This is a genomic window from Oceanobacillus manasiensis (genome assembly GCF_000724085.1).
In the GTDB taxonomy this organism is placed as follows: Bacteria; Bacillota; Bacilli; order Bacillales; family Amphibacillaceae; genus Oceanobacillus_B; species Oceanobacillus_B manasiensis.
On sequence record NZ_CCDL010000004.1, the window covers coordinates 71,346 to 92,927 of the forward strand.

A 21,582-nucleotide genomic window follows, 5' to 3' on the forward strand; every position below is an offset into this window, starting at 1 on the left:
TCATGGAAGGCCTAATCTTAATTATTGTTTTCAAATTGTTCTATCATGAGGGAAAGTTCTTCCCATCGCTCCATTTTTTGTTCCAGTGTCTCTTCTGTCTTTTCCTGTTCCTCGAATAGCTTTTGAACTTTTTCAGAATCACTACCAGCATCTATAATTCCTGCTTTTAGTTCATCTACACGGCTCTCTAGCTCCATAATTTCCTCTTCAATGGTATTCCATTCTCGTTGTTCATTATAGGAAAGCTTTTTCTTCTTTTGCTTTGGTTTTTCTCTTATTGCCTTAGGTGGCGTTGTGACACTTTGTTCAACCTGAGCCTGCTCAAGGTATTCGCTATAATTGCCATAGTACTCACTCACCGTTCCGCTCCCTTTAAAGACAATTAAACGATCCACTACTCGGTCCAGAAAATAGCGATCATGCGATACTGTCACAACTACACCAGGGAATTGATCTAAATATTCCTCTAGTACACCTAGCGTCTGTGTATCCAAATCATTTGTCGGCTCATCAAGGAAAAGCACGTTTGGCTCTTTCATTAAGACCTTCAATAGGTATAAACGGCGCCTTTCTCCACCTGAAAGCTTACGGATGTATGTCCACTGAGCAGAACGGGAAAATAAAAATCGTTCCAGCATTTGTTCTGCCGTAATCACATCACCATCACTCGTGTGAATCACTTCTGCAACTTCCTTAATGTACTCAATAATGCGTTGTGATCCATCAAGCTCTTCATCACCTTGTGTATAGTAGCCGATATTTACCGTTTCACCAACTTCTACTTCCCCGCCATCTGGCTGAATACGCCCTGCCATAATATTTAACAGCGTTGATTTCCCCGTACCATTGGGGCCGATAATACCTATCCGCTCACCAGGTATAATTAAGCGACTAAATTCATTGATTAATCTTTTTTCGCCAAATGATTTGCTGACATCATGTAGCTCCAACACTTTCTTTCCAAGTCTGCTTGACCCTACTTTAAAGTCAACTTGCTCTTTCTTTGTATCAAATGTTTGTTCCTTCATATCTTCTACGCGTTCGATGCGAGCCTTTTGCTTTGTTGACCTTGCTTTTGCTCCACGTCTTAACCAAGCCAGCTCTCGTTTTAATGTATTTTGATGCTTCGCTTCATTGCTTGCCTCAAGCGCTTCACGCTCCGCTTTTTTTTCAAGAAATACTTCATAATTTCCTTCGTACTCATAAAGATTTCCTTTGTCCAGTTCGTAAATCCGATTCGTAACACGATTTAAAAAATACCGATCATGTGTAACAAGCAGCAAGGAACCTTTGTAAGTCTGCAAGTATTTTTCCAACCACTCTACGGTTTCATTATCAAGATGGTTTGTTGGCTCATCCAAAATCAATAGATCTGCTGGCTGAATTAGCGCCTTGGCTATCGCCACACGTTTTTTCTGTCCACCAGATAGTGAAGCTACCTGCTTATCAAAATCCGTTACACCAAGTTTTGTTAAAACAGATTTAGCAGCCGTATTCGCTTCCCATGCTTCTGCTTCATCCATCTTTTGTTGCATTTTTAGTAATCTGCTTTGCGCTTCATGGCTTTCTGGTTCCTGTTGCAAAGTTAATAATGCTTGCTCATAATCGCGCATTACTTGCATGATCACAGAATCTCCGTAATAAATTTGGTCCATTACAGTTAGTTCAGGATTTAGCGGAGGATCCTGTGCTAAATATTCAATCCGGTAATCCTTTGGATGTTTAATAGTTCCTTTTTCCGGTGATTCCAGCCCAGCTATTGTTTTCAGGAAGGTGGATTTACCTGTTCCATTTACACCAATTAGTCCAATTCTTTCTCGTTCCGTAATAGTGCTGTTAATGGAATCAAATAATATTTTGTCCCCGAAGGATTTATGTAAATTTTCTAATGTCAACAATGTTAACCCATCCTCATCTTTTTCTAGCTTTTAGCCATTCCTTTATAACCAATACCAGTAGTAGTAATAACCATGATGTCACTAAATAAAATATTCCCCTGTTTACGGGTGTCATTTCAGAATAAAAGAAAGCCATGCCTACCCATATAACTGCTATCATAATGAACTGTATTCCCAATAATTTTATGATAATCTCCTCCGAAATATAAAGTGAAACTTCAATCAGTGAGGCTTTTAGTTCTCACCCCACTGATTGTTAGTTGAACGAATCGGGGTGTTAGCATCCGTTAACTCCCACTTAAACACCACTGTTTCACTTCGTGTTTTGAAGAGGAAGTCTTACGGACGGTTGCACCAGGATAAAATTCCCTACCAATCAGTTTATCTTACTGAGAAGCTTTTTTCCATTAAGAAAGGCAAAGTAAGGCCGGTTAGAGAACTAGCGATATATGAATCGGGATGATTGTTTGGCGCGTTCGTGTGATTGATTGGGGCGCGGGCTTGGTTGATTGGAGCACTCGCGTGATCGATCGGGCCGCCGTGGTTGATTGCTACGCTTGCTGATCGATTGAGGCACTCCCGGATACGTGATTTTTACAATTAGAAAGGCCGAGAAACTTCATCTCGGCCTTTCGTGATAATATTTAAAACTGTTTCAGTAAACTTACCATTTCAATAGCAGCGGTTGCTGCTTCGGCTCCTTTATTTCCTGCCTTCGTTCCGGCACGTTCAATCGCCTGTTCAATTGTTTCTGTTGTCAACACGCCAAAGATGACGGGTTTTTCTGTTTGCATTGCAGCTTGCCCCACACCTTTAGCAGCTTCGTTACACACATAATCGAAGTGAGGTGTTGATCCACGAATAACTGTACCTAGTGTAATCACAGCATCATACTGTTCCTTCTTTGCCATTTTCATTGCTGCAAGAGGGATTTCAAAAGCCCCTGGGACCCAAGCTACATCAATGTTCTCTTCCGGTACACCATGTCTAATTAAGGTATCTTTTGCACCCTCTAATAATTTACTTGTGATAAAATCATTGAACCTTCCGACCACAATTCCTATTTTCATGTCACTACCTACTAAATTACCTCTAAATATGTTACCCATCTTTTTTATCCCCTTTCCATTATTAGTCGTTGTTGTTGTTTTCTGTATGCAACTAAATCCTCTATGGTAATCATTTTTAACCCAAAACGTTCAGCTATTGCTGATAGATCCGGTACACGTGCCATAGTTCCATCATCTTTTACAATTTCACAAATGACACCAGTGGGCGCTGCATCACTTAACAATGCTAGATCAACCGCTGCCTCTGTATGCCCTTGACGATTTAGGACCCCGCCTTCTTTGGCGATTAATGGAAAGACATGTCCTGGCTGTTTAAATTCATCAGCTGTTACATTTCTATCTGCTAAGGCTTTAATTGTCGTGGATCTTTCTGGTGCACTAATACCCGTGCTCGTCGTGATGTGATCGATGCTGACAGTAAAGGCCGTTGATAATGGATCTGTGCTATTTTGTTTCATTAACTCTAAACCGGCAGCTTTTGCAATGTCCGACGTAATAGCTGTACAAACGAGCCCCTTGCCATGTGTGATCATGAAATTTATCATGTCTGGTGTCGCTTTTTCAGTTAACCCTATAAAGTCCCCTTCATTCTCGCGATTTTCATCATCTACTACAATCACAACTTTGCCTTTCTTTAAATCGGCGACTGCTTCTTCAATGGAATGAAACACTTTCATTCTCCTCTCTGCTAGTTAGGGATTTTCCTATTTTATAAAAACCCATTCTCGTGTAAAAAATTTTTATTTAAATTATTATTTGAGTCGTTTACCGAAACCTGCAATAAGTGTTGCACCTGCTTAGCAAGCATATCGCATTCTATATTTACCAAGTCTCCCACTACCTTTGCACCTAACGTTGTCTGTTCTGCAGTGTGTGGGATGATGGAGATCGTAATCGTACAATCTTGCACTTCAAATATCGTTAGACTTATTCCATCCACGGTGATGGAACCTTTCTTTAGCAACAAGCTTTTATAACTCTCAGGTATTTTAATCCTAAAATAGATAGCATTCTCCTGATAGACCTTGTGAACAATCTCTGCTGTAGAGTCTACATGGCCTGATACAAAATGACCTCCAAATCGACCGTTTGCAGCCATAGCTCGTTCCAAATTAACGGAATCACCTAATTGTGTAGCGTTAAGAGACGTTGCTTTAATCGTTTCTGGCATGACGTCCACGTCAAAGGATGTATCAGAAAAACGTGTGACTGTTAAACAAACTCCATTAATGGCAATGCTATCTCCAATTCTCATATCTGATAGAATATGTTCTGCCTTAATCGATAGCGTGACAGCCCGCTCTGAAACACGTTTTTTTGTAAGTAGTATTCCCTTTTCTTCTATAATTCCGGTAAACATAAGCCACTCCCCTTCCATAATTAAGAAATAAAAAAACCTCTGAAAACTTCTTCAGAGGATAAAAGGGCAGAATTTAATAAGCTAATAAAACACGTCTATAATCCAAGGCCTTACTCTATTGCGCAAAATTTGCACAGTAAACGTAAGCGAATTGTCATAAACATGCTTGCTTTTCAATTCCTTCTCCCATCCAGACTTTACTGTCGGCTCTGGAGTTACACCAGATCCACCGCTTGGCATTGCGCCGCACGGGTCACGGACTTAGAAGCTACACACTTCATCACCGCCGGTTGGGAATTTCACCCGACCCCGAAGGAAATTCTAATTATTCGATTGTATTTATGTTATAACGTAAATCAAATTAGATTGCAAGCATCTAGTTTGTTTACTTTGCTAAAGGCTATTTCTGCATGAAAAGAAAGCCCCTCTTTTTAAATGGAGATATTGCTGTAATGTAAGTAGGATATATTGTTTGCTTTCGCAGGGGCTGATTTTAATGTGTTAGAATTTTTTCTAGAAAGCGGATCTCTTCCTCAATTTTTAGTTTTTTTTGATCATCATCGTATTTTTGAAGAAGCTCCGTTAAGTACTCACGGTCTCTTTGAAAATAAAACAACTCTTCTTTCGTATACTCCACTAAAATATCCTCCCAGTAGCGATTACGCTATCTTTTTTATTCCCGATCTTTTCAAAATTAAACAGCTATTTAGACGTTTCTTTCATATTTTCAAATTCCTGTATCATCTGCTCATAACTCAGGGCGCCGAACGCTTTATACCTTATTTTTCCTTCTGAATCAATGAAATAAGTAGTAGGGATTGGCTGTATACGATACAACTCACTCACTTCAGCCTTTTCATCCATTAAAACAGGAAATGTCATGCCAAATTCCTCTATAAAGGCGCTTACTGCCTTTTGATTTACTTCCGTATCAGTTAAGTTGACCGCTAAAATAATAGGATCTTTGTCCTGATAAATTCGTTGCATATCAGGCATTTCTTGTCTACATGGTGGACACCAGGTAGCCCAAAAGTTTAACATAACGTGCTCTCCCTTAAAATCGGAGAGTTTAACCATTTCACCTTCTAGGGTTTTCAATTCGAAGTCTGGTGCCGTGTCTCCTACATTTACGCCTAATGGCTGAGTCATACTAACCTCTACACTCTCTTCCTCACCGAAATGCGCTTTGGAATGCTCTACCTCTTTTTCGGCAAGGATAAGGTTATAAACAGAGCCGATTACAATGCCTGCAGCAAATACGATGAACAGAATCCTTTTCATCACGATGCCTCCGTTTCTTTCAGTTATGAATAGTGTGCCTCTATCTCGCACGTTACATACTAAAAAAAGCGAAGAGTCCAGTTCAGGGATATGGTAGCTACTAAGTAGAAAAGCTGATCGCCAATATACTAAATACAAAAGGCTTATAGGATTCTATTTTGTTATACTTTAGGAAATAAAAAAGGGAGCTGGGTAAATGACACTTAATAAAGGAAAGTCTAACTGTATTACCGATGTTAATGGTGTAAAAGTAGGACATGTTACATTGTATGAAGAATTGGATGAGACGAAGACAATTTGTACAGGAGTTACTGCTATTCTTCCGCATGATGATAATTTATTTAACAAAAAAGTGCGAGCTGGAAGTGCCATACTTAATGGGTATGGGAAAACAACGGGCTTACCGCAAATAGAGGAAATTGGTTTATTGGAAGCTCCTATTATGCTCACCACCACCTTTAGTGTAGGAGCAGTTTGGCAAGGGACTTTAGAATATATGCTTCAGGAAACAAAGGAGATTGGGGACACAACAAGCTCGATTAATATTGTAGTTGGAGAGTGTAATGACAGTTACCTAAATTCAATTCGGGAACAAGCAATTAAACCTGAACATGCAATACAGGCAATAGAATCAGCCACGGAACAGCCAGCAGAAGAAGGGGCAGTAGGTGCGGGGACAGGCATGGTCTGCTTCGGATATAAAGGTGGAATAGGGACAGCATCTCGCACCATCAACTCAGAAAAGGGTGTATATACACTAGGTTGTCTTGTAGTTAGTAATTTTGGGAAACGAGAAGAGGCATTGTTTGCAGATTGGGGGAAGCACAAGATGGAGACTCCAGATGGGTCTATCATGATGATAATAGCTACAGACGCTCCCCTTTATGACAGACAATTAAAAAGACTAGCAAAGCGTTGTGCGGCAGGGCTTGGCAGAACGGGGAGCCACCTAGACAATGGAAGCGGGGACATCGCCATTGCGTTTTCAACAGCTAATTCTTATGAGCACCATACAAATAGTGAGGATGAGAGCATCGTTTACTTACGTGATGATCATGAGGTAATGAACCAACTGTTTCAAGCAACCGTAGAAACGACAGAAGAAGCAGTTATTCGCTCTTTAAAAATGGCAGAAACGACTTATGGTAGGAAAGGAAGAAAGGTAGAGAAGGCACCTTTATAGGAAAATGCTTTGGAAGGAGAGCGAGGCTGAAATGGTTCAGCCTCGCCCTCTTTCGTTATGGAGATGTAGTTTGGTTTCACTCCTGGGTGCTGTGGTTTCACTTTGGGGTGCTGTGGCTTCACTTTGGGGTGCTCTCGATTCACTTTGGGATGCTCTCGATTCACTTTGTCGTGCTGTCGATTCACTTTGCGGTGCTGTCGATTCACTTTGTGGTGCTGTCGATTCGCTTTGCACTGCTCTCGATTCACTTTGACGTACTGTCGATTCACTTTGCGGTGCTTTCGATTCACTTTGTGGTGCTGTCGATTCGCTTTGCACTGCTCTCGATTCACTTTGACGTACTGTCGATTCACTTTGCGGTGCTTTCGATTCACTTTGCGGTGCTCTCGATTCACTATAAGTACTACTATGTTTCCATTACTTATTTTCTAACATACATCTATTTACTTTTCAGCGGCCACTTTCATTTCATTAGATCCTTGGACATACTGATTAATCTTCACACTAATAAAGATAAATCCCATACTCAGAATGGCAGTAAATATCCAGCCACTTATATTCATATAAATAAGCATTTTACCATAGCCATCTGCACCGTATGTCTGTAGCAAAAATGCCTTTAGCCCATTCATAAATAGACTCCGGGCAACAAAGAGTAGTGTTAAAAGTTGAAACCATTTTAGTAACTGTGGCTGTATAAATAATTTCCTACTACTTTTACGTGGATGGCCTTGTAAATAAGCCCAATCGACGGCCATATGTAATGCTAACGGTTGTTTGATTAGGATGGATAATAGAAAAATGATACCGTAAACCAGCCCTAAATAAACCTGATTCCAGAGCATGCTTTCTGCAGTAGATGAAAGTAAATTTACGGTTGTACTGATTCCCATAGATCCGATAATAAACAAGCCTAATATGTTAAATTGTTTCTCCTTTACAAAACGAAAGATAGTATAAATAATACCAGGAAACGTAGACAATAAAATAGCCCAGTAGTCACCAAGACTTTCTCTTCCGTAGTTCCAAATTAGAAATGGGATAGCAGCATAGCAAATGATATCAAAGAAAGCGAGTTTTCTATCCATAGATCCCCCTATTTTTAGTTCTATTATATCTGAAAGTTTCTAGCATAGACAACAACTTTTTCCACTTTTCTGTCATTTAATCCTAAAAAGAAACCTGCCTCATCAGCAGGTTATCTCCTTACAAGTCTATTTTGTTTTCGTTAAAAACGATTTAGGAACATCCGCTTTAAAATACATCGGTTCTTCTGTAGTTGGATGGTAAAAGGATAACACATTCGCATGAAGTCCAACCCGCCGAATTGGGTTTTGAGTGGATCCGTATTTTTTGTCTCCTACAATTGGATGGCCGAGATCCTGCATATGGACGCGAATTTGATTCTTTCGTCCCGTATCTAATTCTAATTCCATTAAGGAAAAACTATCGTTTGCTCTTAGACGTTTATAATGTGTTTTGGCATATTGGCCATTGTCTTTATTTTGAGATGAATACATGACATGTGTTTTGCTTTCTAACAACCATGAAGAGACGTAACCTTTCTCTTGTTTCACCTTTCCTTCTACTACTGCTACATATTTTCTTTCCCTCACCATTTGCTTCCAGTTATCTTGTAGCTTTCGTTTAACTGCTTCACTTTTAGCAAACATCATAACGCCAGAAGTGTTTTTATCAAGACGATGGACAACAAAAATACGATTTTCCGGATCCTGGATACGTACATGTTCCATTAACTGATGATGTGCCGTTTGCTTCTTTTCTTTTTGTGAGGCGATAGATAACAGACCTGCTTCTTTGTTTATAACAATAATATCATCATCTTCATATAAAATGGACATACCGATCAGTGCTTGTCTTTTTACTGCTGCTTTATTCTTGAGTATAGTGACCGTTTGTCCTGACTTTAATGGATAGTTGTGCTTTGTTTCAATATGATCATCCACCGTAACCTGTCCGCGTGTCAAAATAGATTTTACGGAGTTCCTACTACGATTTGGCATAGCTTCTAATAGAAATGGTAGCAGTTCTGCCTTTTCCGTCACACGGAAGATAAGCGTATTTGCCTGGGCTTTTTGATTTTTTGACATCGTTATTCTCCTTTAATAGAAGCATTAATCTCTTGCTATGTGGGCTTAATCCTCATCACGTACATCAATATCTTCTGGAATTGGTTCATTAAGGTATTCCTGAATTAACTTACGGTATTTTTCTACCTGTTCAAAATGCGTGTTGAACTGTTCTTTATTAATTAAATACTGATTCCCATCATAAACAGAACGGATTTTGCCGTTCAATACAAGTGCTTTCACTTTAGACTCGTCCATTGATAAAAATTCAGCTGTTTCCTTAATATTAAGGTACATCTGTGTTTCCCCTCTTTACTTATACATCATGTAATCCTTTGAACTATACTAGTATAACTTTTATAAACATAGAAGAGCAAATTAATTTAAAAATACCCTCCAACATACATGGAGGGCACTTAAATTAGTTTTTTAGCACATCGTGATAATTTGGGGTCTCCTCCAATTTCTTTTGAGCATAGGAACATAGTGGGTTAATCTTTTTCCCTTCTTGTCTAGCTTTCTCTACAACTCGCTCAACTAGTTTTCCTGCAAGCCCTTGACCTTGTAGCGATTCAGAAACTACAGTATGATCAATGACTATGTCTCCTTCCTCTGAAAAAGTGTAGCCAATTTCAGCATCGGGATTTTTTTCATCTTCGCCTACATAAAATGATTGTGTGCCTTTTTTTATATTGCTCATGTTATTACGCTCCTTGTTGTTTTTATATACTTTTCCTTTCCTTAATAGCTGTTAAACCAAAGGTTACTAATACCCTAACTATTTATACCTGGTTGGTACGTACCAAACGCTCTCAAGTAATTGTTCTGTAAGAGTATGTTTCAATGATAAGTAATTTATGTAAAAACCCCCGAACAATAGTTTTTCGTCCAAGGGGTTGTCTTAATTATTTTGTAAACCAGTTGTAAAGAGCATCGGATTCTATAGTAAAATGCGCTCCCGTCAGTTTAGGGAATTTAATTTTCCCCTTAACAGATGTATCAATAGAGCTATCACTTACCCGCCACATTTGTGATTCGCTAGCAAAGTATTCATGATCCGTGTAGATTCGGAACCACGTTGTGCCACCCTGTTCGTATTCGCGGATGGTAACATTTCCTACCCTGCTCTCAAATTCACCATTACCTTCGCCAACCGCGATTTCAATCATTTTATAGCCGTCATCCTTTGTATAAAAGTTGATTTCCTTTCCTTCGGTTACCCTTGTTGCACCATTTGCTGTAGCTTTAAAAGCGACTTCTCCAGTGAAATACGGTGGCCCCTCTTCCTCTTCTTCATCTACCTGTGTAGCAACTACTTCTAACTGAATGCTTCCTGTTTTGCTTTGAAAAGCAATGTCATTCTCACCGTGTGGCCAATCTACCATTACTCTAAACTCTTCAGAATCCTGTTCTGGATGGAAGGTATTTTCCAATTCCACCTGTTCCCAGGTTCCGTCCTTTAAATGTTCAAATTCAAGGTTTATTGGAGATTGTCCATTGGCAGGAAATAGATCACCAGACAATCCAAGATTAACTTGATACTCTACCGGTACTGTGGTGTTATTTTTATTAACTGCAAACGCATATACTTCTTTTTTCTCCATGCCAGGTACTAAGTCTTCGTCAAGGTCAAACTCTGCGTCACCGATTATTTTGCCTTCTTTATTTACTGCTTCTACATCAAAGTCGGCAGCCTTTGCAATATTGTCTTCACTTGAAAACCCTATTGTAAAATAGGCTACTGTTCCAATAATGGCCATTAATACAAATGATAATGCAACTAAACCGAGTGTGAGTTTTTTCTTCATTATTTTTCCCCCTTAATTTTCAAAAAATATATATTGCTATTTATGTTGTACTTTGTTGTCTACGCAGAATATATAGCTTTCTTATCCAAGCTATTGTTACGTATAGTAGAGGAATTGCTCCTAGCACAACCCAGCCAGTAGGCGACTTTAGAAACATTGCAACAGATCCTGCCATTGGAATATGAAAAGAATAGCTCCCGTAAATATCTTCTCCTTTTACAAACCCTTCATCTGCCAGGTTGTTAGCATCGCCCTTCGTCTCATAAACTGTCCCTTGTTCTGTCATTTGTTCACTGATAATACGGTGTGTGACCAAGGTTTCTCCCTCTTGCTTAAACGTAATGATATCTCCAACTTTCACACTATCAACATCATCAGATAGCACCAACATGTCTCCCGCTTGAAAAATGGGGTCCATGCTATCAGAAAGAACATTCATTAGCTGGTAACCAAACAAGTTAGGATTGCTTCCCGGATCCTTCACCGTCTGGATAAGTGAATAGCCTAATAGAAGAATAAAAACAACTAAGCACAAAATCCCTACATTTCCAAGGCCTTTTAATACTTTCTTCAAGTCATAGCCCCCTTTTCTTATACGGTATTTAACTAATACCTAACGATATTCGTCTCCCACAGAAGCAAAGCTAGTACTTACTTTCCTCGCTTCTCGCTTACCTGTTCCATCTCTCTTTTTGCTTCAAGGAAAATGGACTCTAGCATTTTATCTGTTTCTTCCTTATCGCTTTCTTCCAATGTGTTAAGTAGGTCGTCAGCATATTCCTGCAAAGCCTTTACTCGTTTTTCTTTTTCTTTGATAGTAAACTCTTGTAGTCTCGCTTCGGCTCCTTGTATTTCTGATTCTAGTTCCTCTTTTAAGCGTTCAGCTTGCTTTTCCTTTTCCTCCGTAAGAGCTTCCTCTATTTCGTTAATAGAGTCCTTTTTCTTTTGATCAAACCAACCTGCTAGCATACCTTTCACGTCCTCATCGGCAAACGCTACATTCATACCGCCACCTAAAACAATTAGGAGAATAAGAGCGCCGGCTAAGAACCGTCTTTTTTTGCGTCTTTGTGTCTGTTGATGCTTGACCAATCTACTTTCTTTCACTCTTTGGCCACTCCTTTATTAGAGGGCAACGTTATGGCTTGTATATAAGCGTTGCCACTTTTTATTCTCCGTTTGACATAGAAGAAACAACATCATCTAAAGCAGATTTTGCGTCGTCTTCTAGAGTTTGAGCGGCAGCTGTGATGATTGCCTTTTGTTCTTCAACCAAACCTTCAAGTAAACCTTCAACCTCATCTCGGACATCATCTATTTTCCAGTTTATTCGGTTTTGCAAATTTCTAGTGTTGATCTCCTTCTGATTCTCGACTTCAGCAGCAATTTCCTCTTCTGCTTGTCGAATTGCTTCTTCTAATTCTGAGACAGCTGAGTCTTTCGCTGCAGTCAAATCATTAGTCAATTGTCCAAGCGCTTCTTCTCCCTCTGTGCCGGTAAACGCTGTTAGGTCATTTGTTGCGTAATCAACTCCTTCTTTCCCCAATCTCTCAATCTCCCAGAATCCTTTAAGGAATAGATTGTAAAACTCCAAGCCCATTCCTTCCAATATTTCTGATTTTTTGCCTTCTAGGGATTCAATATGACTGTTTTTCACTTGAGTAATGGCCGCTTCAGCACCTTCCGTTTCACTTGCTCTAGTGCCATCAATATCTCCACTCGCATCAGCTTTTAGCCCATTATATTCCGCAGTAAGCCCAGGCAATTTCCCTTCACCATAAGCCGTTACATCTGCTTCAATTTCTGCTGCTGTTTTATCAAACAAGCTGTCATACCAACTCTTTAAGTTAGCACCTGCATCTGTACCTGCTAATGCCGCTCCTGTACCGGAAATCACTCCTACTGTGAGCACACCAACTGCGATCTTTCCTTTTACTGTACGTAATACTTTCATTTGATTACCCCATTTCTATTTGGTTTCATTCTTGGAATCCATAAGAATTGATTTTATAATAGCTTTTGTCTCTGCTTCTAAGGATTGATCCAGTTCTGCTTTCTTTTCGTCATGAAAGCTTTGAAACATATCCGATTCCAACAATGTTTTTTTGGATTCTTCCAATTGTGTTAAATAAGCCTCTTTTTGTTTGATAATTTCTTTCTTCGATTTTTTGGTAACAGATACACCATGCATTTGCAGTTGTTCCGCATTTTCATCCAACGCTGTATCTACCGTTTTTTGCACAACTTCCCTTGCGATTGCAATCGACTGGATATACGTATCAATTTGTTGTGAAGCATCCCACCAGCTGTTTTGCGACGGTTGCTTTTCAGCAAACACAGTCCCTGCATGCAATAGAACTAGGAGCATTAACAGAGTCACGCCCAATCGCTTCATTCCAATACAACCTTTCCTTTAAGCAAAAGCATCTATTTCCCCCTCTCATTAAATTTTAATGTTATTTCGGCTCCTTTTGTTCTTCATAAAGAACGATTAAGACGAAGTATAGAACATATGAACAGTCAATGCAATCTAGTAAATTTAGCTTTCTATCTCTCTTATAGTTCGTTTTCTCTATTTTTCTTTTATTTACTCTACTTTTCTCCCGTGACTATTTTATGCTAAGAATCGTTAGACAAATATTGCAAGGAAGTTGTAATGCCTTGTCAGGAATTGTACGGTGACCGAGAAATATAAGTGAAATTGGCCGTTCATCTCTATTATTTTTGGCAAAACAAAAACGACGCTCTATCTTAAAGCATCGTTTCACTTAATTATTTTATTTATAAATTTACGGTAGGTTTAATTCCGTACGCTCCTCCAAAAATCGTGCTCTTTCTTCAGGAGATGGCAGCCTACAGGTTTCTCGTTTGCCAAACCACTTATATCGGTTCCTGGCCACGATATTATAAAAGAAGTCTCGTATTGGCTTTGGAATAACAAGCAAAACAGAAAATACCTTCCAGAACCCTTTCAAATTTCTGCATATTTTTAGTGCAGCAGTAGATTTTGTATAGTAGGTTTCACCCTCAACTAAAATCATACTATCAAGAGAGGGATTAATATTATAATGCTCTTTTACTCGTTCACCAGCACCACTTTGCAGGGAAGCAAATGTAAAAATAGCCTCTGGATCTCGTTTCATCACAAACTGTACACTACGGTCACAAAAGTTACATTCTCCATCAAACAGGATAAGCTTCATCCTATCACCATCCTAATTGAGATTATCCTAGAATAACATTCCCTTCGTTAAACCTGTAAAACAAAGCGATAAATTCATAACACTACTTATTTACCTCTTCTACTACATCTTCCAATCTCACTAGATAAATACTTGTGTCCACAGTAAATAGGAAAACAGATCCTCGGTTCGCCACAATGTGTGGATCAATGACCTCTTCATCTTCTGTAAGAAACTGAATGAAACACTTCTTTCTCATCTCATACTTGTTTCGAAAGTGATATAGAATAAACTTCTCCGGGCTATCATACCCACCACGGAACAGTGCATAATCTTCAAAAAGCGTGAAACCATCCGCCCCTTTTACACCAGGCTTATAATAAAACAGCTCCCCATTATGGTATCTTGCTAGAGCGAACTCCATATAATAATAAAACCAGATATCTTCGTCTGCCACCACATTCAATGCATAACAATCTTCCATACTATGGATTATGCTCCTTGGATATGTGAAAACTTCTTTTCCTTCCGTATCCCAAGCTTTTAAGCCTCGTATTCCTACCGGTTCTTCCCATCCATTATTTCCAAAAATGCCTTCATCAAAATAGCTGGTCCAGATAATATCTTGATCTGTGACATACATATCCTGTATGCCATCGCCAAGTAAAAAATTTCGTACAAAAGTTCCATCTCTCTCAAATACAGCTGCATTTAGATCATATTTCTTTGCTGCATACCAATTGCTTCTTGCTGAAACGAGTAGTATGCGCTCATTTTGTAATGGTTGCACAAAATCATATTCCATCTTTAGCCTGGGGAAATCCAACTTTCTTACACCATTATCATCTGTAATAATAATTCGGTATGCAAATTCATGATTAGTTGGGTTTTCTAATTCTCTGAACCCAGAGCCAGATTCGACAGCCAAAATACATACCTCATTACGCGGACCAAGTGTCGCATTCACGATATCATAGCCAGCAAGCTGCTGGGCAAAGTCGTAAGCAGGTCGAAGTGTCATTTTCTTTAACTTTTTAAACATCTTTTCATCTTCCTCTACTCTTTCTCATCAAGATCTTTTTCCAATTTCTGTTCAGATAGCATCGGTAAGTACTGTAACGTCTGGTATTTTTCATCATTAGCATAGACGCCATTCTTTTGATAATATCCTCCTTCTGGTAACGTCTCTTCTTCGGCCTCGTTTAAGGGGTACCAACCTATCCTCATAAGCGGATTACCAGTGATGAATTCTTGCAAATAATCTACCTCTTCTATCCGATAATAGTTTTTTAGAGTAATGGCCCATTCTTCTGGGATTTGCTTTGCCCCGTAGGTCTGTTCTTTTAAAGAATAAATCTCTTCAAACTGAAATTGCGGCTCATAATGCTCTTCTTCATTCATTTCATAAAAATGTCGTGGTCGATGCATAGAGATGCCTAATTTATCTGTTTCCATAGCTGGATGGATATTCCATACTATATAAGCTTCTTCTGGATCTTCTTCATCTATTCTCCAAATTTTTGGTAACAAGCTATTCTTTACAATAGTCAGCTTCCATTTATGGTTTTTCCATTCCCAAAAGCTTGCGCCCATATAGTTATCCTGTGAGATAAACGGAACAAAGGCATGGGAATCTGTCACTTTCACTATTTCCTGCACTACATCCACTTTCGCTTCGGGGTACACTTCGTTTATTAGCTCCTTTGCTTCATCTGTCGTATAAAATCCCTCTGGAGAAGACGGATAAAAGTAATAAAGGAGTGTTCCTGTAGCTACTAAAACAATCAATATTGCCAAAGGGATCATCTTTTTCATTCGTTACTCTCCTCCTCAAAAATAGAAGTCGGAGAGCGGTAATAATAATGAGCTTCTGGCGTTGTAATGAGCCAACCCTTGCCATCATCCTCCATAAATACCATGGTGTCGATTCCACTACCCCATTTTGGATCTATACCAGCTATAAGATAGGGGAAACGTTCTTCTTCGTCATAAAGACTATCTATCCATTTTTCATTCTTCAGTTTTTCTCGCTCGAGATTAGGGAGAACATCGTTTAATTTTTCTTTATGTAAAGTCTTCCCCTCTGCATGAATAAAGTTGGTGGTAATTAATTCGGGCTCGTGGATATTGGCTAAATAAGTCTCTGGTTCATTTGGATAAAAAAAGTCTTGGATTGGCTGGCTTAGCAGTGTTGTAGCAAATAAAATATAGCTTCCCAAAAAGCCGGCCCAAGCATATTTACGATACCAATGCCAATTGCGCCTTTTTATAAGAAATTCGAAATATATCATCATAACACCTATTGGAATAACAGGAACCGAGTAGGAGGCGATTTCATATTTTATATTGAGAAGACCAATAGAAGTAATGATTAGAATTAGCCACGGCTTCGGTTTCCCTTTTTCCCTTCTTTTATAAAGGTAATATATCAATAAAAGAATGCAACCAATCCCCAAAACCGTCATGATAAGTTCAACTATTTTTATATTTTCCATTTCAAACTACCCTTTGTCTAACAGTTTCCCTTATACAACAGCATTTTCTACTATTGAAAATGTTCCTTGCTCACAATTTATCTCTGCCATCACTCCATAAGGCAAAACAATTTTTGGTTCTGTATGACCAAAGTTAAGATTATATAGTAATGGTAAGTTTTCTAGGCCATATTCTTTAAGCACCAACTGAATGGATTCCTTGTATTCCTCGTAATAGGTCTCATCCTTTGGTTTTCCAAAAATAATCCCATTCGCTTTTTCTAAGACACCTTGAGCCGCATAGTTACGTAACCAGTAAATTATAGACCGAGGGGATGGTTTTTCTTCTGATGTTTCAAAGAACAGGATAGCATCTTTCCAATGCGCTTTCTCTGGCCAAATCTCCGTTCCTTTCGCAAACTCCAACACTTCTATACATCCACCGATCAATCGACCTTTAACTATTCCTTCTCCTTGGAGTAGCTCATAGCCTTGATTTTCCTGCAATTTTCTTTTCTGATTTTTATTTTTAATATCCCATTCCAAAAACTCACTAGTCCACTCGTCTGCTGGCAGGATTTCTCCAATAGCACGATCTGTAAACAGTGTCTTCTGAATATAATTAACTGTATAAGGATCCATTTTCACATTTTCAGCAAAGTCTGTTAAAATAGCAGGTCCATAAAAGGAAGAAAGACCTGCCTTGTGGCATAGCAAATGAGGAATCGTGACATCTGAATATCCCATGAAAACTTTAGGATTATCACGAATGACATCAAAATCAATATACGGAAGCATCCGTATGCTATCACTCCCCCCGATATTAGTGATAATTGCTTTTATGCTTTTGTCCTGAAATGCGTCCATTAAATCTTCCGCTCTTGCTTCAGGATGGGAATCGATATAGTCCGTCCCTTTTAAGCTATGCGGCATTGCCACCACCTTTAGACCAAAGACTTCTTCTAGACGCTGTACACCTTGCTCATAGCGCCACCTTATTTCAGGGTCCCCTGCTCCTCCCCATGAAGGACTAATGGTAGCGACCTTGTCGCCAGGTTGTAGTTTATTCGGTTTTGTCAGCATTTTTTTCATCCTTCCATCAAGTTTTCAAGATATTTGGCTTAAGGCTAAGGCTCGACACCCTTTATAAACCTCTCCCAATCAAATTTGCTGATATTGGTTTCTTATTTAACTCCCTAGCCCAAATTGAAAGCTGTCCAATATGGTGAATCTCATGCACAATAACATGGGGGATAATCTCTTCTGCTCTATATGTATCCTCCAGCCAGGAGGCTTTTACCTGTGCTGCCATATCTATTTCTTCTATATTTTCTAGAAAGGACTCCAATTCAATTCTCAGCGTATCTGAAAGCTTTCTTAATCCCTTTATGCTTTTATAATCGTCAAAGGGGAACTCGATATCTTCTTTACCTTGTATAGCACGGATCCAGCTATATTCCACATCGATAATATGAAAGAGGGTGTACAAAATACTACCCGCCCCACCTGTTCTTTTTTTACTCAATTCTTCAATAGTGAGCTGTTCACACCAGGTAAACCATTCATCACGGACCTGCCAATTATACTTAAATAATTGCTGCATGTTTTTTTATCTCCTTTTTATTGAGGCACATTATTGTCTGCATACAAACAATTCATACAATTAATACTATTGTAGCAAAAATGGTGTAGACATTACATGTCCATATATAAAAAAGAAAACCAACAATATGCTGATTTTCCCTTTTTCTATTATTGTGCAGTAAATGCAAAGCTCGATAAAGGACGTATTGGCAACAACTCTTTATTTCTCTGTAGGATACTAAGTTCGGAGTGAATCAATCTTTTAAGTTTTGCCGGCATTTCTTGTAATAGTTCGACTTCTTTCGCGGCAAAATCTAGTGCCATGTCCACTTCCCATTCTCCATCCTTTAGTTTAGGTGAATAAATGGATTCCTCTTTCGTAATGGACCAACCAGCCTTTTCTGCGATATCTTTAATATCATCTGCAGTAAAGAAGCTTCGAATGTTTGCTTCACTACTTTCTTTAAAAGCTTCGTACTGAGCCTGAATTAGCACCGCCAAAAGATGAGATTGCTGCTCAACTTGCATAATAGCTGGATCCCATTCTGCAAAACATAATTTTTTCCCCCAACTCCTGGATTTCTTCAATATCGCAGCAAGTTGATCAGCCGAACGTAAATACCATGAAGCATGCGAAAACACAATATAGTCAAAATGATTTTCCGGAAAGGTTGCATTGTCAGCTAACACATCGATTTGAAACTGGATATTCATCTGCTCACCCAATGAGGATGATAGTAAATAATCTCTTGATTCTCCAAGTGTCACCGGACTTCCATAGTCAGGACCTGCGATATCAATTGCATGAACATGCCCCTTTTCTCCTGTGAAATATGCCAGTACTGCTGTCGTATCACCTTGTCCGCAGCCTATTTCTAGAATCCGACTCCCTGCTTCGATCCCCCAGGACTCTGCTAGCTTTACACGATGTTCTGTTTGACCCGTTTGAATTTCCCCTTTAACTGCCATACATGAAGCTATTTTCGAAACAATGGACTCTCTCATCCAACTCCCCCTTTTCTTCTTGGACGTTATGCATAAGCTTATCCTTTATTGTGAAAAATGAGAACACTTTTTTAACGAGAAGCGTCTCGAAATGTTAGTTCAAATCGTTTGCCGGTAATTTCTTTTTGGCGTAGTATAAAGTGAAACTTCAGTCAGTGGGGATTTTCGTTCTTTCCCCACTGATTGTTAGTTGAACGAATCGGGGTGTTAGCGTCCGTTTACTCCCACTAAAAACTAATTGTATCACTTCATGTTTTGAAGTGGGATCTTACGGACGGTTTCACCGGGATAAGTGCTACAAAATAATGATTTAAAGGAGCGTTCGTCATGAAAGCAGTTGTCGTCAATCTACCTGGTGGTGCAGAACAGCTTCAAGTAAAAGAGGTTAGCAAACCTTCTCCCGGAAAAGGGGAGCTTCTCATAAAAGTAAAAGCTGCAGCTATCAACCGTACAGATATTATTTCACGTGAAGGTAAATCTGGTTACATGAAAAATCCTATTCTCGGTGTTGAAGTTGCTGGGGAAGTAGTAGAGACGGGAGAGGAAGTCACGATTCCTGTAGGTACTAGGGTAATGGGGCTTGTAAATGGCGGGGGCTATGCCGAATATGCGGTAATGCCAGCAGACCGCGCCATGATTGTCCCTGATAGCCTTCGTTACGAGGAAGCTGCCGCAATTCCTGAAGTATTCCTCACTGCATACCAGACATTATTCTGGCTTGGCCAACTATCTGAAAAAGAAACCGTATTAATTCACGCTGGCGGAAGTGGTGTTGGAACAGCTGCTATTCAGCTTGCCAGTCAGTTAACAAATGCTAAAATTATTACCACTGCTGGTTCGGAGGAAAAGTTAGACTTTTGTCGTTCACTTGGAGCAGATGTTGGGATTAATTATAAGGAACAAGATTTTGTTGAGGAAGTAATAAAGGCAACAGATGGAGCTGGTGCCGATGTAATTCTAGACTTTATTGGTGCTTCCTACTGGGAAAAGAACTTAAAAAGCATTGCTGTAGATGGACGTTGGGTTTTAATTGGCGTGCTGGGAGGAAGTAAAGTAGATGAAATTGATCTTATGTCCCTTATGGCCAAACGTGTCCATTTAAAAGGTACACTCCTCACCCCACGCAGTGATGGCTATAAAAAAGAACTAACAAATGATTTCTCTAAAAATGCCCTGTCACTATTTGAGCAGGAAAAGCTAAAAGCAATCGTCGATCGTGTCTTCTCTATGGAGAAAACAGGTGACGCGCACCGTCATATGGAAGCAAATAAAAACATTGGTAAGATCATTGTTAGTGTGGAATAAAATTAGCAGTTTGACTCGGAAATCACGAAAATAACGCGACTTTGCTCCACAATAAAATAGATTCCACATAAAAGCATCAGCGTCCTAGTTTTTAAGTCGCTGGTGCTTTTTCTAATTGATAGGTAATCCATGCTTCAGTCTGTTTAAATGGAAAGCTCTTCAAGATCTCCATAGCAAATGGGTCTGTTGTATCGAATTCTCCTTCTACCTTTTGAAAACCTTCACTTTTAATATAGTAAAGTTGGCACGACACTAGATTTTGAAGCAGGTTTATATCTTTGTTGTCGTTAGTACCACACCAACCAAGTTCCACCCTATCCTGCTCTGTTGAATGATGTAGGAAGGAATAGGCCAACAGCTTCTGGCTCCCTTTTTCTATCGCCAAATAACTACCACGTTCAATTAAATCTTCTGCAAATATGAGTTCCTCCCAATCAGATATGTTAAGAGTAGCGACAGGATTAACCATATGAGACCTCTCATAATTACTTTTCACCAGATTGATTAATTCATCTCGTAAAGTAATATTCTCTTTAACTTCCGTTAACGATAAAAGATAAGCATTTTCTAGATTTAGTACAGGTTTTCCTATAATTTGTTCGCTATTTAAACATGGTAAATAAGTTCTTCTTATTTCCATAAAACCGTAAGCTTTAAGTGTGTTTCTATGTTCAATAGAGGACTCCCAAAGTGATGTCTGAAGAGGATATTTCACTTCCTTTTGTTTTAATCTATTCATAAGTGCCCCTACAACTAACTCATCATCTGTTTTGCTATTACTCATTATTTTGATATAAGTGCAATGAGGATGGAATTGATTGTACCAGGATACAAGGATGCCAACCAAAGCATTATTTTCCCATGCCGTAAAAGCATGCTGATAGCTGGAGGTTACTACTATATTCAATAATTCTTTTCCTTCGTCTTCTTTTCTTATCCATTCTGGTATGTCTTTTACCTCTTCAACTAAGAATTCTTCCACTCTCACAGACATGTTTTCTCCAATCTTTCTAATCGAATTTTGTCGAACTTCTTGTAGTTTTAGCTTGTTTTGTAGAAGCTATTGCAATACCGGGCAAACTTTTGCATACTTACTTTTGTGGTTTGAGACCAACGTCCTAAAATTTTTTCATAAATGACGAAAAGGAGCTTTGCAGTTATGAAAGTAATTGAACCAACCGACGAGAAACTAAACGCAGCAATCATCTTGAAGAAAAAAGAAATGATAGAATATGCAAAATACTATGGTATGACCGACTCAAGAACTGTTATTTGCAGCCAGCAACTTGATCGACTATTAAATCAACAGGACAAAACATCCCTCTCTCTAACTGGGTAAAAG

26 protein-coding genes, 1 pseudogene and 1 riboswitch are annotated in these 21,582 nt (G+C 39.0%); of the genes and pseudogenes, 3 read left to right on the forward strand and 24 right to left on the reverse strand.

What is annotated here, in order from left to right; translation table 11 throughout:
* Positions 1 to 17: 17 nt before the first annotated feature.
* The 6 genes and pseudogenes from BN985_RS17020 to BN985_RS17040 form a co-directional block, all read right to left on the reverse strand.
* Positions 18 to 1,898 (reverse strand): ABC-F family ATP-binding cassette domain-containing protein, encoded by a 1,881-nt coding sequence (locus BN985_RS17020; RefSeq protein WP_042225055.1) that lies wholly within the window; start codon positions 1,896 to 1,898, stop codon positions 18 to 20.
* A 644-nt stretch (positions 1,899 to 2,542) separates the two neighbouring features.
* Positions 2,543 to 3,007 carry a 6,7-dimethyl-8-ribityllumazine synthase gene (ribH, locus tag BN985_RS17025; protein WP_042225057.1) on the reverse strand — a complete coding sequence of 155 codons (465 nt, stop codon included), beginning with the start codon at positions 3,005 to 3,007 and terminating at the stop codon, positions 2,543 to 2,545.
* A 20-nt stretch (positions 3,008 to 3,027) separates the two neighbouring features.
* A pseudogene (gene ribB / locus BN985_RS17030) lies at positions 3,028 to 3,639 on the reverse strand (3,4-dihydroxy-2-butanone-4-phosphate synthase); the annotation flags it as partial.
* A 38-nt stretch (positions 3,640 to 3,677) separates the two neighbouring features.
* Positions 3,678 to 4,328 carry a riboflavin synthase gene (ribE, locus tag BN985_RS17035; RefSeq protein WP_042225059.1) on the reverse strand — a complete coding sequence of 217 codons (651 nt, stop codon included), beginning with the start codon at positions 4,326 to 4,328 and terminating at the stop codon, positions 3,678 to 3,680.
* A 174-nt stretch (positions 4,329 to 4,502) separates the two neighbouring features.
* A riboswitch (FMN riboswitch) is annotated at positions 4,503 to 4,649 on the reverse strand.
* 172 nt (positions 4,650 to 4,821) lie between these two features.
* Entirely contained in the window at positions 4,822 to 4,965 is a 144-nt protein-coding gene (locus BN985_RS19125) for a hypothetical protein (protein ID WP_156960157.1), read from the reverse strand.
* 65 nt (positions 4,966 to 5,030) lie between these two features.
* Positions 5,031 to 5,609, reverse strand: a complete 579-nt coding sequence (locus BN985_RS17040; RefSeq protein WP_042225061.1) for a TlpA family protein disulfide reductase — start codon at positions 5,607 to 5,609, stop codon at positions 5,031 to 5,033.
* Positions 5,610 to 5,805: 196 nt separating this feature from the next.
* Between BN985_RS17040 and BN985_RS17045 the strand changes: the two genes are divergently transcribed.
* Complete coding sequence (locus tag BN985_RS17045) at positions 5,806 to 6,792, forward strand: DmpA family aminopeptidase (protein ID WP_042225063.1); 987 nt, start codon at positions 5,806 to 5,808, stop codon at positions 6,790 to 6,792.
* On the opposite strand, the gene BN985_RS19130 is transcribed toward BN985_RS17045, so the two are convergent.
* The 17 genes from BN985_RS19130 to BN985_RS17130 all read right to left on the reverse strand — a co-directional run bounded on the left by BN985_RS19130 (position 6,750) and on the right by BN985_RS17130 (position 18,935).
* A complete protein-coding gene (locus BN985_RS19130) occupies positions 6,750 to 7,187 on the reverse strand; it encodes a hypothetical protein (RefSeq protein ID WP_156960158.1) in 438 nt (145 codons plus the stop codon). The genes BN985_RS17045 and BN985_RS19130 overlap by 43 nt on opposite strands.
* Before the next feature lie 48 nt (positions 7,188 to 7,235).
* Positions 7,236 to 7,880 (reverse strand): VC0807 family protein, encoded by a 645-nt coding sequence (locus tag BN985_RS17055; RefSeq protein WP_042225066.1) that lies wholly within the window; start codon positions 7,878 to 7,880, stop codon positions 7,236 to 7,238.
* A gap of 126 nt (positions 7,881 to 8,006) precedes the next feature.
* Complete coding sequence (locus BN985_RS17060) at positions 8,007 to 8,903, reverse strand: RluA family pseudouridine synthase (protein WP_042225068.1); 897 nt, start codon at positions 8,901 to 8,903, stop codon at positions 8,007 to 8,009.
* Positions 8,904 to 8,948: 45 nt separating this feature from the next.
* Positions 8,949 to 9,179, reverse strand: a complete 231-nt coding sequence (locus tag BN985_RS17065; protein WP_042225070.1) for an excisionase family DNA-binding protein — start codon at positions 9,177 to 9,179, stop codon at positions 8,949 to 8,951.
* Positions 9,180 to 9,303: 124 nt separating this feature from the next.
* Positions 9,304 to 9,582: a GNAT family N-acetyltransferase gene (locus BN985_RS17070; RefSeq protein ID WP_042225072.1), complete on the reverse strand. Its 279-nt coding sequence runs from the start codon at positions 9,580 to 9,582 to the stop codon at positions 9,304 to 9,306.
* Between the two features lie 205 nt (positions 9,583 to 9,787).
* Positions 9,788 to 10,690 carry a hypothetical protein gene (locus tag BN985_RS17075; protein WP_042225074.1) on the reverse strand — a complete coding sequence of 301 codons (903 nt, stop codon included), beginning with the start codon at positions 10,688 to 10,690 and terminating at the stop codon, positions 9,788 to 9,790.
* A gap of 40 nt (positions 10,691 to 10,730) precedes the next feature.
* On the reverse strand, positions 10,731 to 11,264 hold the full coding sequence (locus BN985_RS17080; protein ID WP_042225075.1) for a signal peptidase I: 534 nt from the start codon (positions 11,262 to 11,264) through the stop codon (positions 10,731 to 10,733).
* Between the two features lie 77 nt (positions 11,265 to 11,341).
* Positions 11,342 to 11,797 (reverse strand): hypothetical protein, encoded by a 456-nt coding sequence (locus BN985_RS17085; protein WP_042225076.1) that lies wholly within the window; start codon positions 11,795 to 11,797, stop codon positions 11,342 to 11,344.
* 61 nt (positions 11,798 to 11,858) lie between these two features.
* Positions 11,859 to 12,644 (reverse strand): hypothetical protein, encoded by a 786-nt coding sequence (locus BN985_RS17090; protein WP_042225078.1) that lies wholly within the window; start codon positions 12,642 to 12,644, stop codon positions 11,859 to 11,861.
* 15 nt (positions 12,645 to 12,659) lie between these two features.
* Positions 12,660 to 13,085, reverse strand: coding sequence for a hypothetical protein (locus BN985_RS17095; protein ID WP_042225080.1), 426 nt, complete (start codon positions 13,083 to 13,085; stop codon positions 12,660 to 12,662).
* Positions 13,086 to 13,479: 394 nt separating this feature from the next.
* Positions 13,480 to 13,893 carry a thiol-disulfide oxidoreductase DCC family protein gene (locus BN985_RS17100; RefSeq protein WP_042225082.1) on the reverse strand — a complete coding sequence of 138 codons (414 nt, stop codon included), beginning with the start codon at positions 13,891 to 13,893 and terminating at the stop codon, positions 13,480 to 13,482.
* Between the two features lie 82 nt (positions 13,894 to 13,975).
* Complete coding sequence (locus tag BN985_RS17105; RefSeq protein WP_042225084.1) at positions 13,976 to 14,914, reverse strand: hypothetical protein; 939 nt, start codon at positions 14,912 to 14,914, stop codon at positions 13,976 to 13,978.
* 14 nt (positions 14,915 to 14,928) lie between these two features.
* A complete protein-coding gene (locus BN985_RS17110; RefSeq protein WP_042225086.1) occupies positions 14,929 to 15,687 on the reverse strand; it encodes a hypothetical protein in 759 nt (252 codons plus the stop codon).
* Complete coding sequence (locus BN985_RS17115; protein WP_042225087.1) at positions 15,684 to 16,367, reverse strand: glycosyltransferase family protein; 684 nt, start codon at positions 16,365 to 16,367, stop codon at positions 15,684 to 15,686. The genes BN985_RS17110 and BN985_RS17115 overlap by 4 nt, the downstream gene beginning before the upstream one ends.
* Positions 16,368 to 16,397: 30 nt before the next feature.
* On the reverse strand, positions 16,398 to 17,429 hold the full coding sequence (locus BN985_RS17120) for a S66 family peptidase (protein ID WP_042225088.1): 1,032 nt from the start codon (positions 17,427 to 17,429) through the stop codon (positions 16,398 to 16,400).
* Positions 17,430 to 17,490: 61 nt separating this feature from the next.
* Complete coding sequence (locus BN985_RS17125) at positions 17,491 to 17,949, reverse strand: DinB family protein (RefSeq protein WP_042225089.1); 459 nt, start codon at positions 17,947 to 17,949, stop codon at positions 17,491 to 17,493.
* Positions 17,950 to 18,098: 149 nt separating this feature from the next.
* Positions 18,099 to 18,935, reverse strand: coding sequence for a class I SAM-dependent methyltransferase (locus BN985_RS17130; protein WP_042225090.1), 837 nt, complete (start codon positions 18,933 to 18,935; stop codon positions 18,099 to 18,101).
* A 327-nt stretch (positions 18,936 to 19,262) separates the two neighbouring features.
* Here BN985_RS17130 and BN985_RS17135 point away from each other — a divergent pair, with 327 nt between their 5' ends.
* Positions 19,263 to 20,240: an NAD(P)H-quinone oxidoreductase gene (locus tag BN985_RS17135; protein ID WP_042225092.1), complete on the forward strand. Its 978-nt coding sequence runs from the start codon at positions 19,263 to 19,265 to the stop codon at positions 20,238 to 20,240.
* A 91-nt stretch (positions 20,241 to 20,331) separates the two neighbouring features.
* Here the strand turns inward: BN985_RS17135 and BN985_RS17140 are convergent, their stop codons facing one another.
* Positions 20,332 to 21,234, reverse strand: coding sequence for a hypothetical protein (locus BN985_RS17140; protein ID WP_042225094.1), 903 nt, complete (start codon positions 21,232 to 21,234; stop codon positions 20,332 to 20,334).
* Positions 21,235 to 21,399: 165 nt separating this feature from the next.
* On the opposite strand from BN985_RS17140, the gene BN985_RS17145 reads away from it, so the two are divergent.
* Positions 21,400 to 21,579 carry an aspartyl-phosphate phosphatase Spo0E family protein gene (locus BN985_RS17145; protein ID WP_042225095.1) on the forward strand — a complete coding sequence of 60 codons (180 nt, stop codon included), beginning with the start codon at positions 21,400 to 21,402 and terminating at the stop codon, positions 21,577 to 21,579.
* The last annotated feature ends 3 nt before the right edge of the window (positions 21,580 to 21,582 follow it).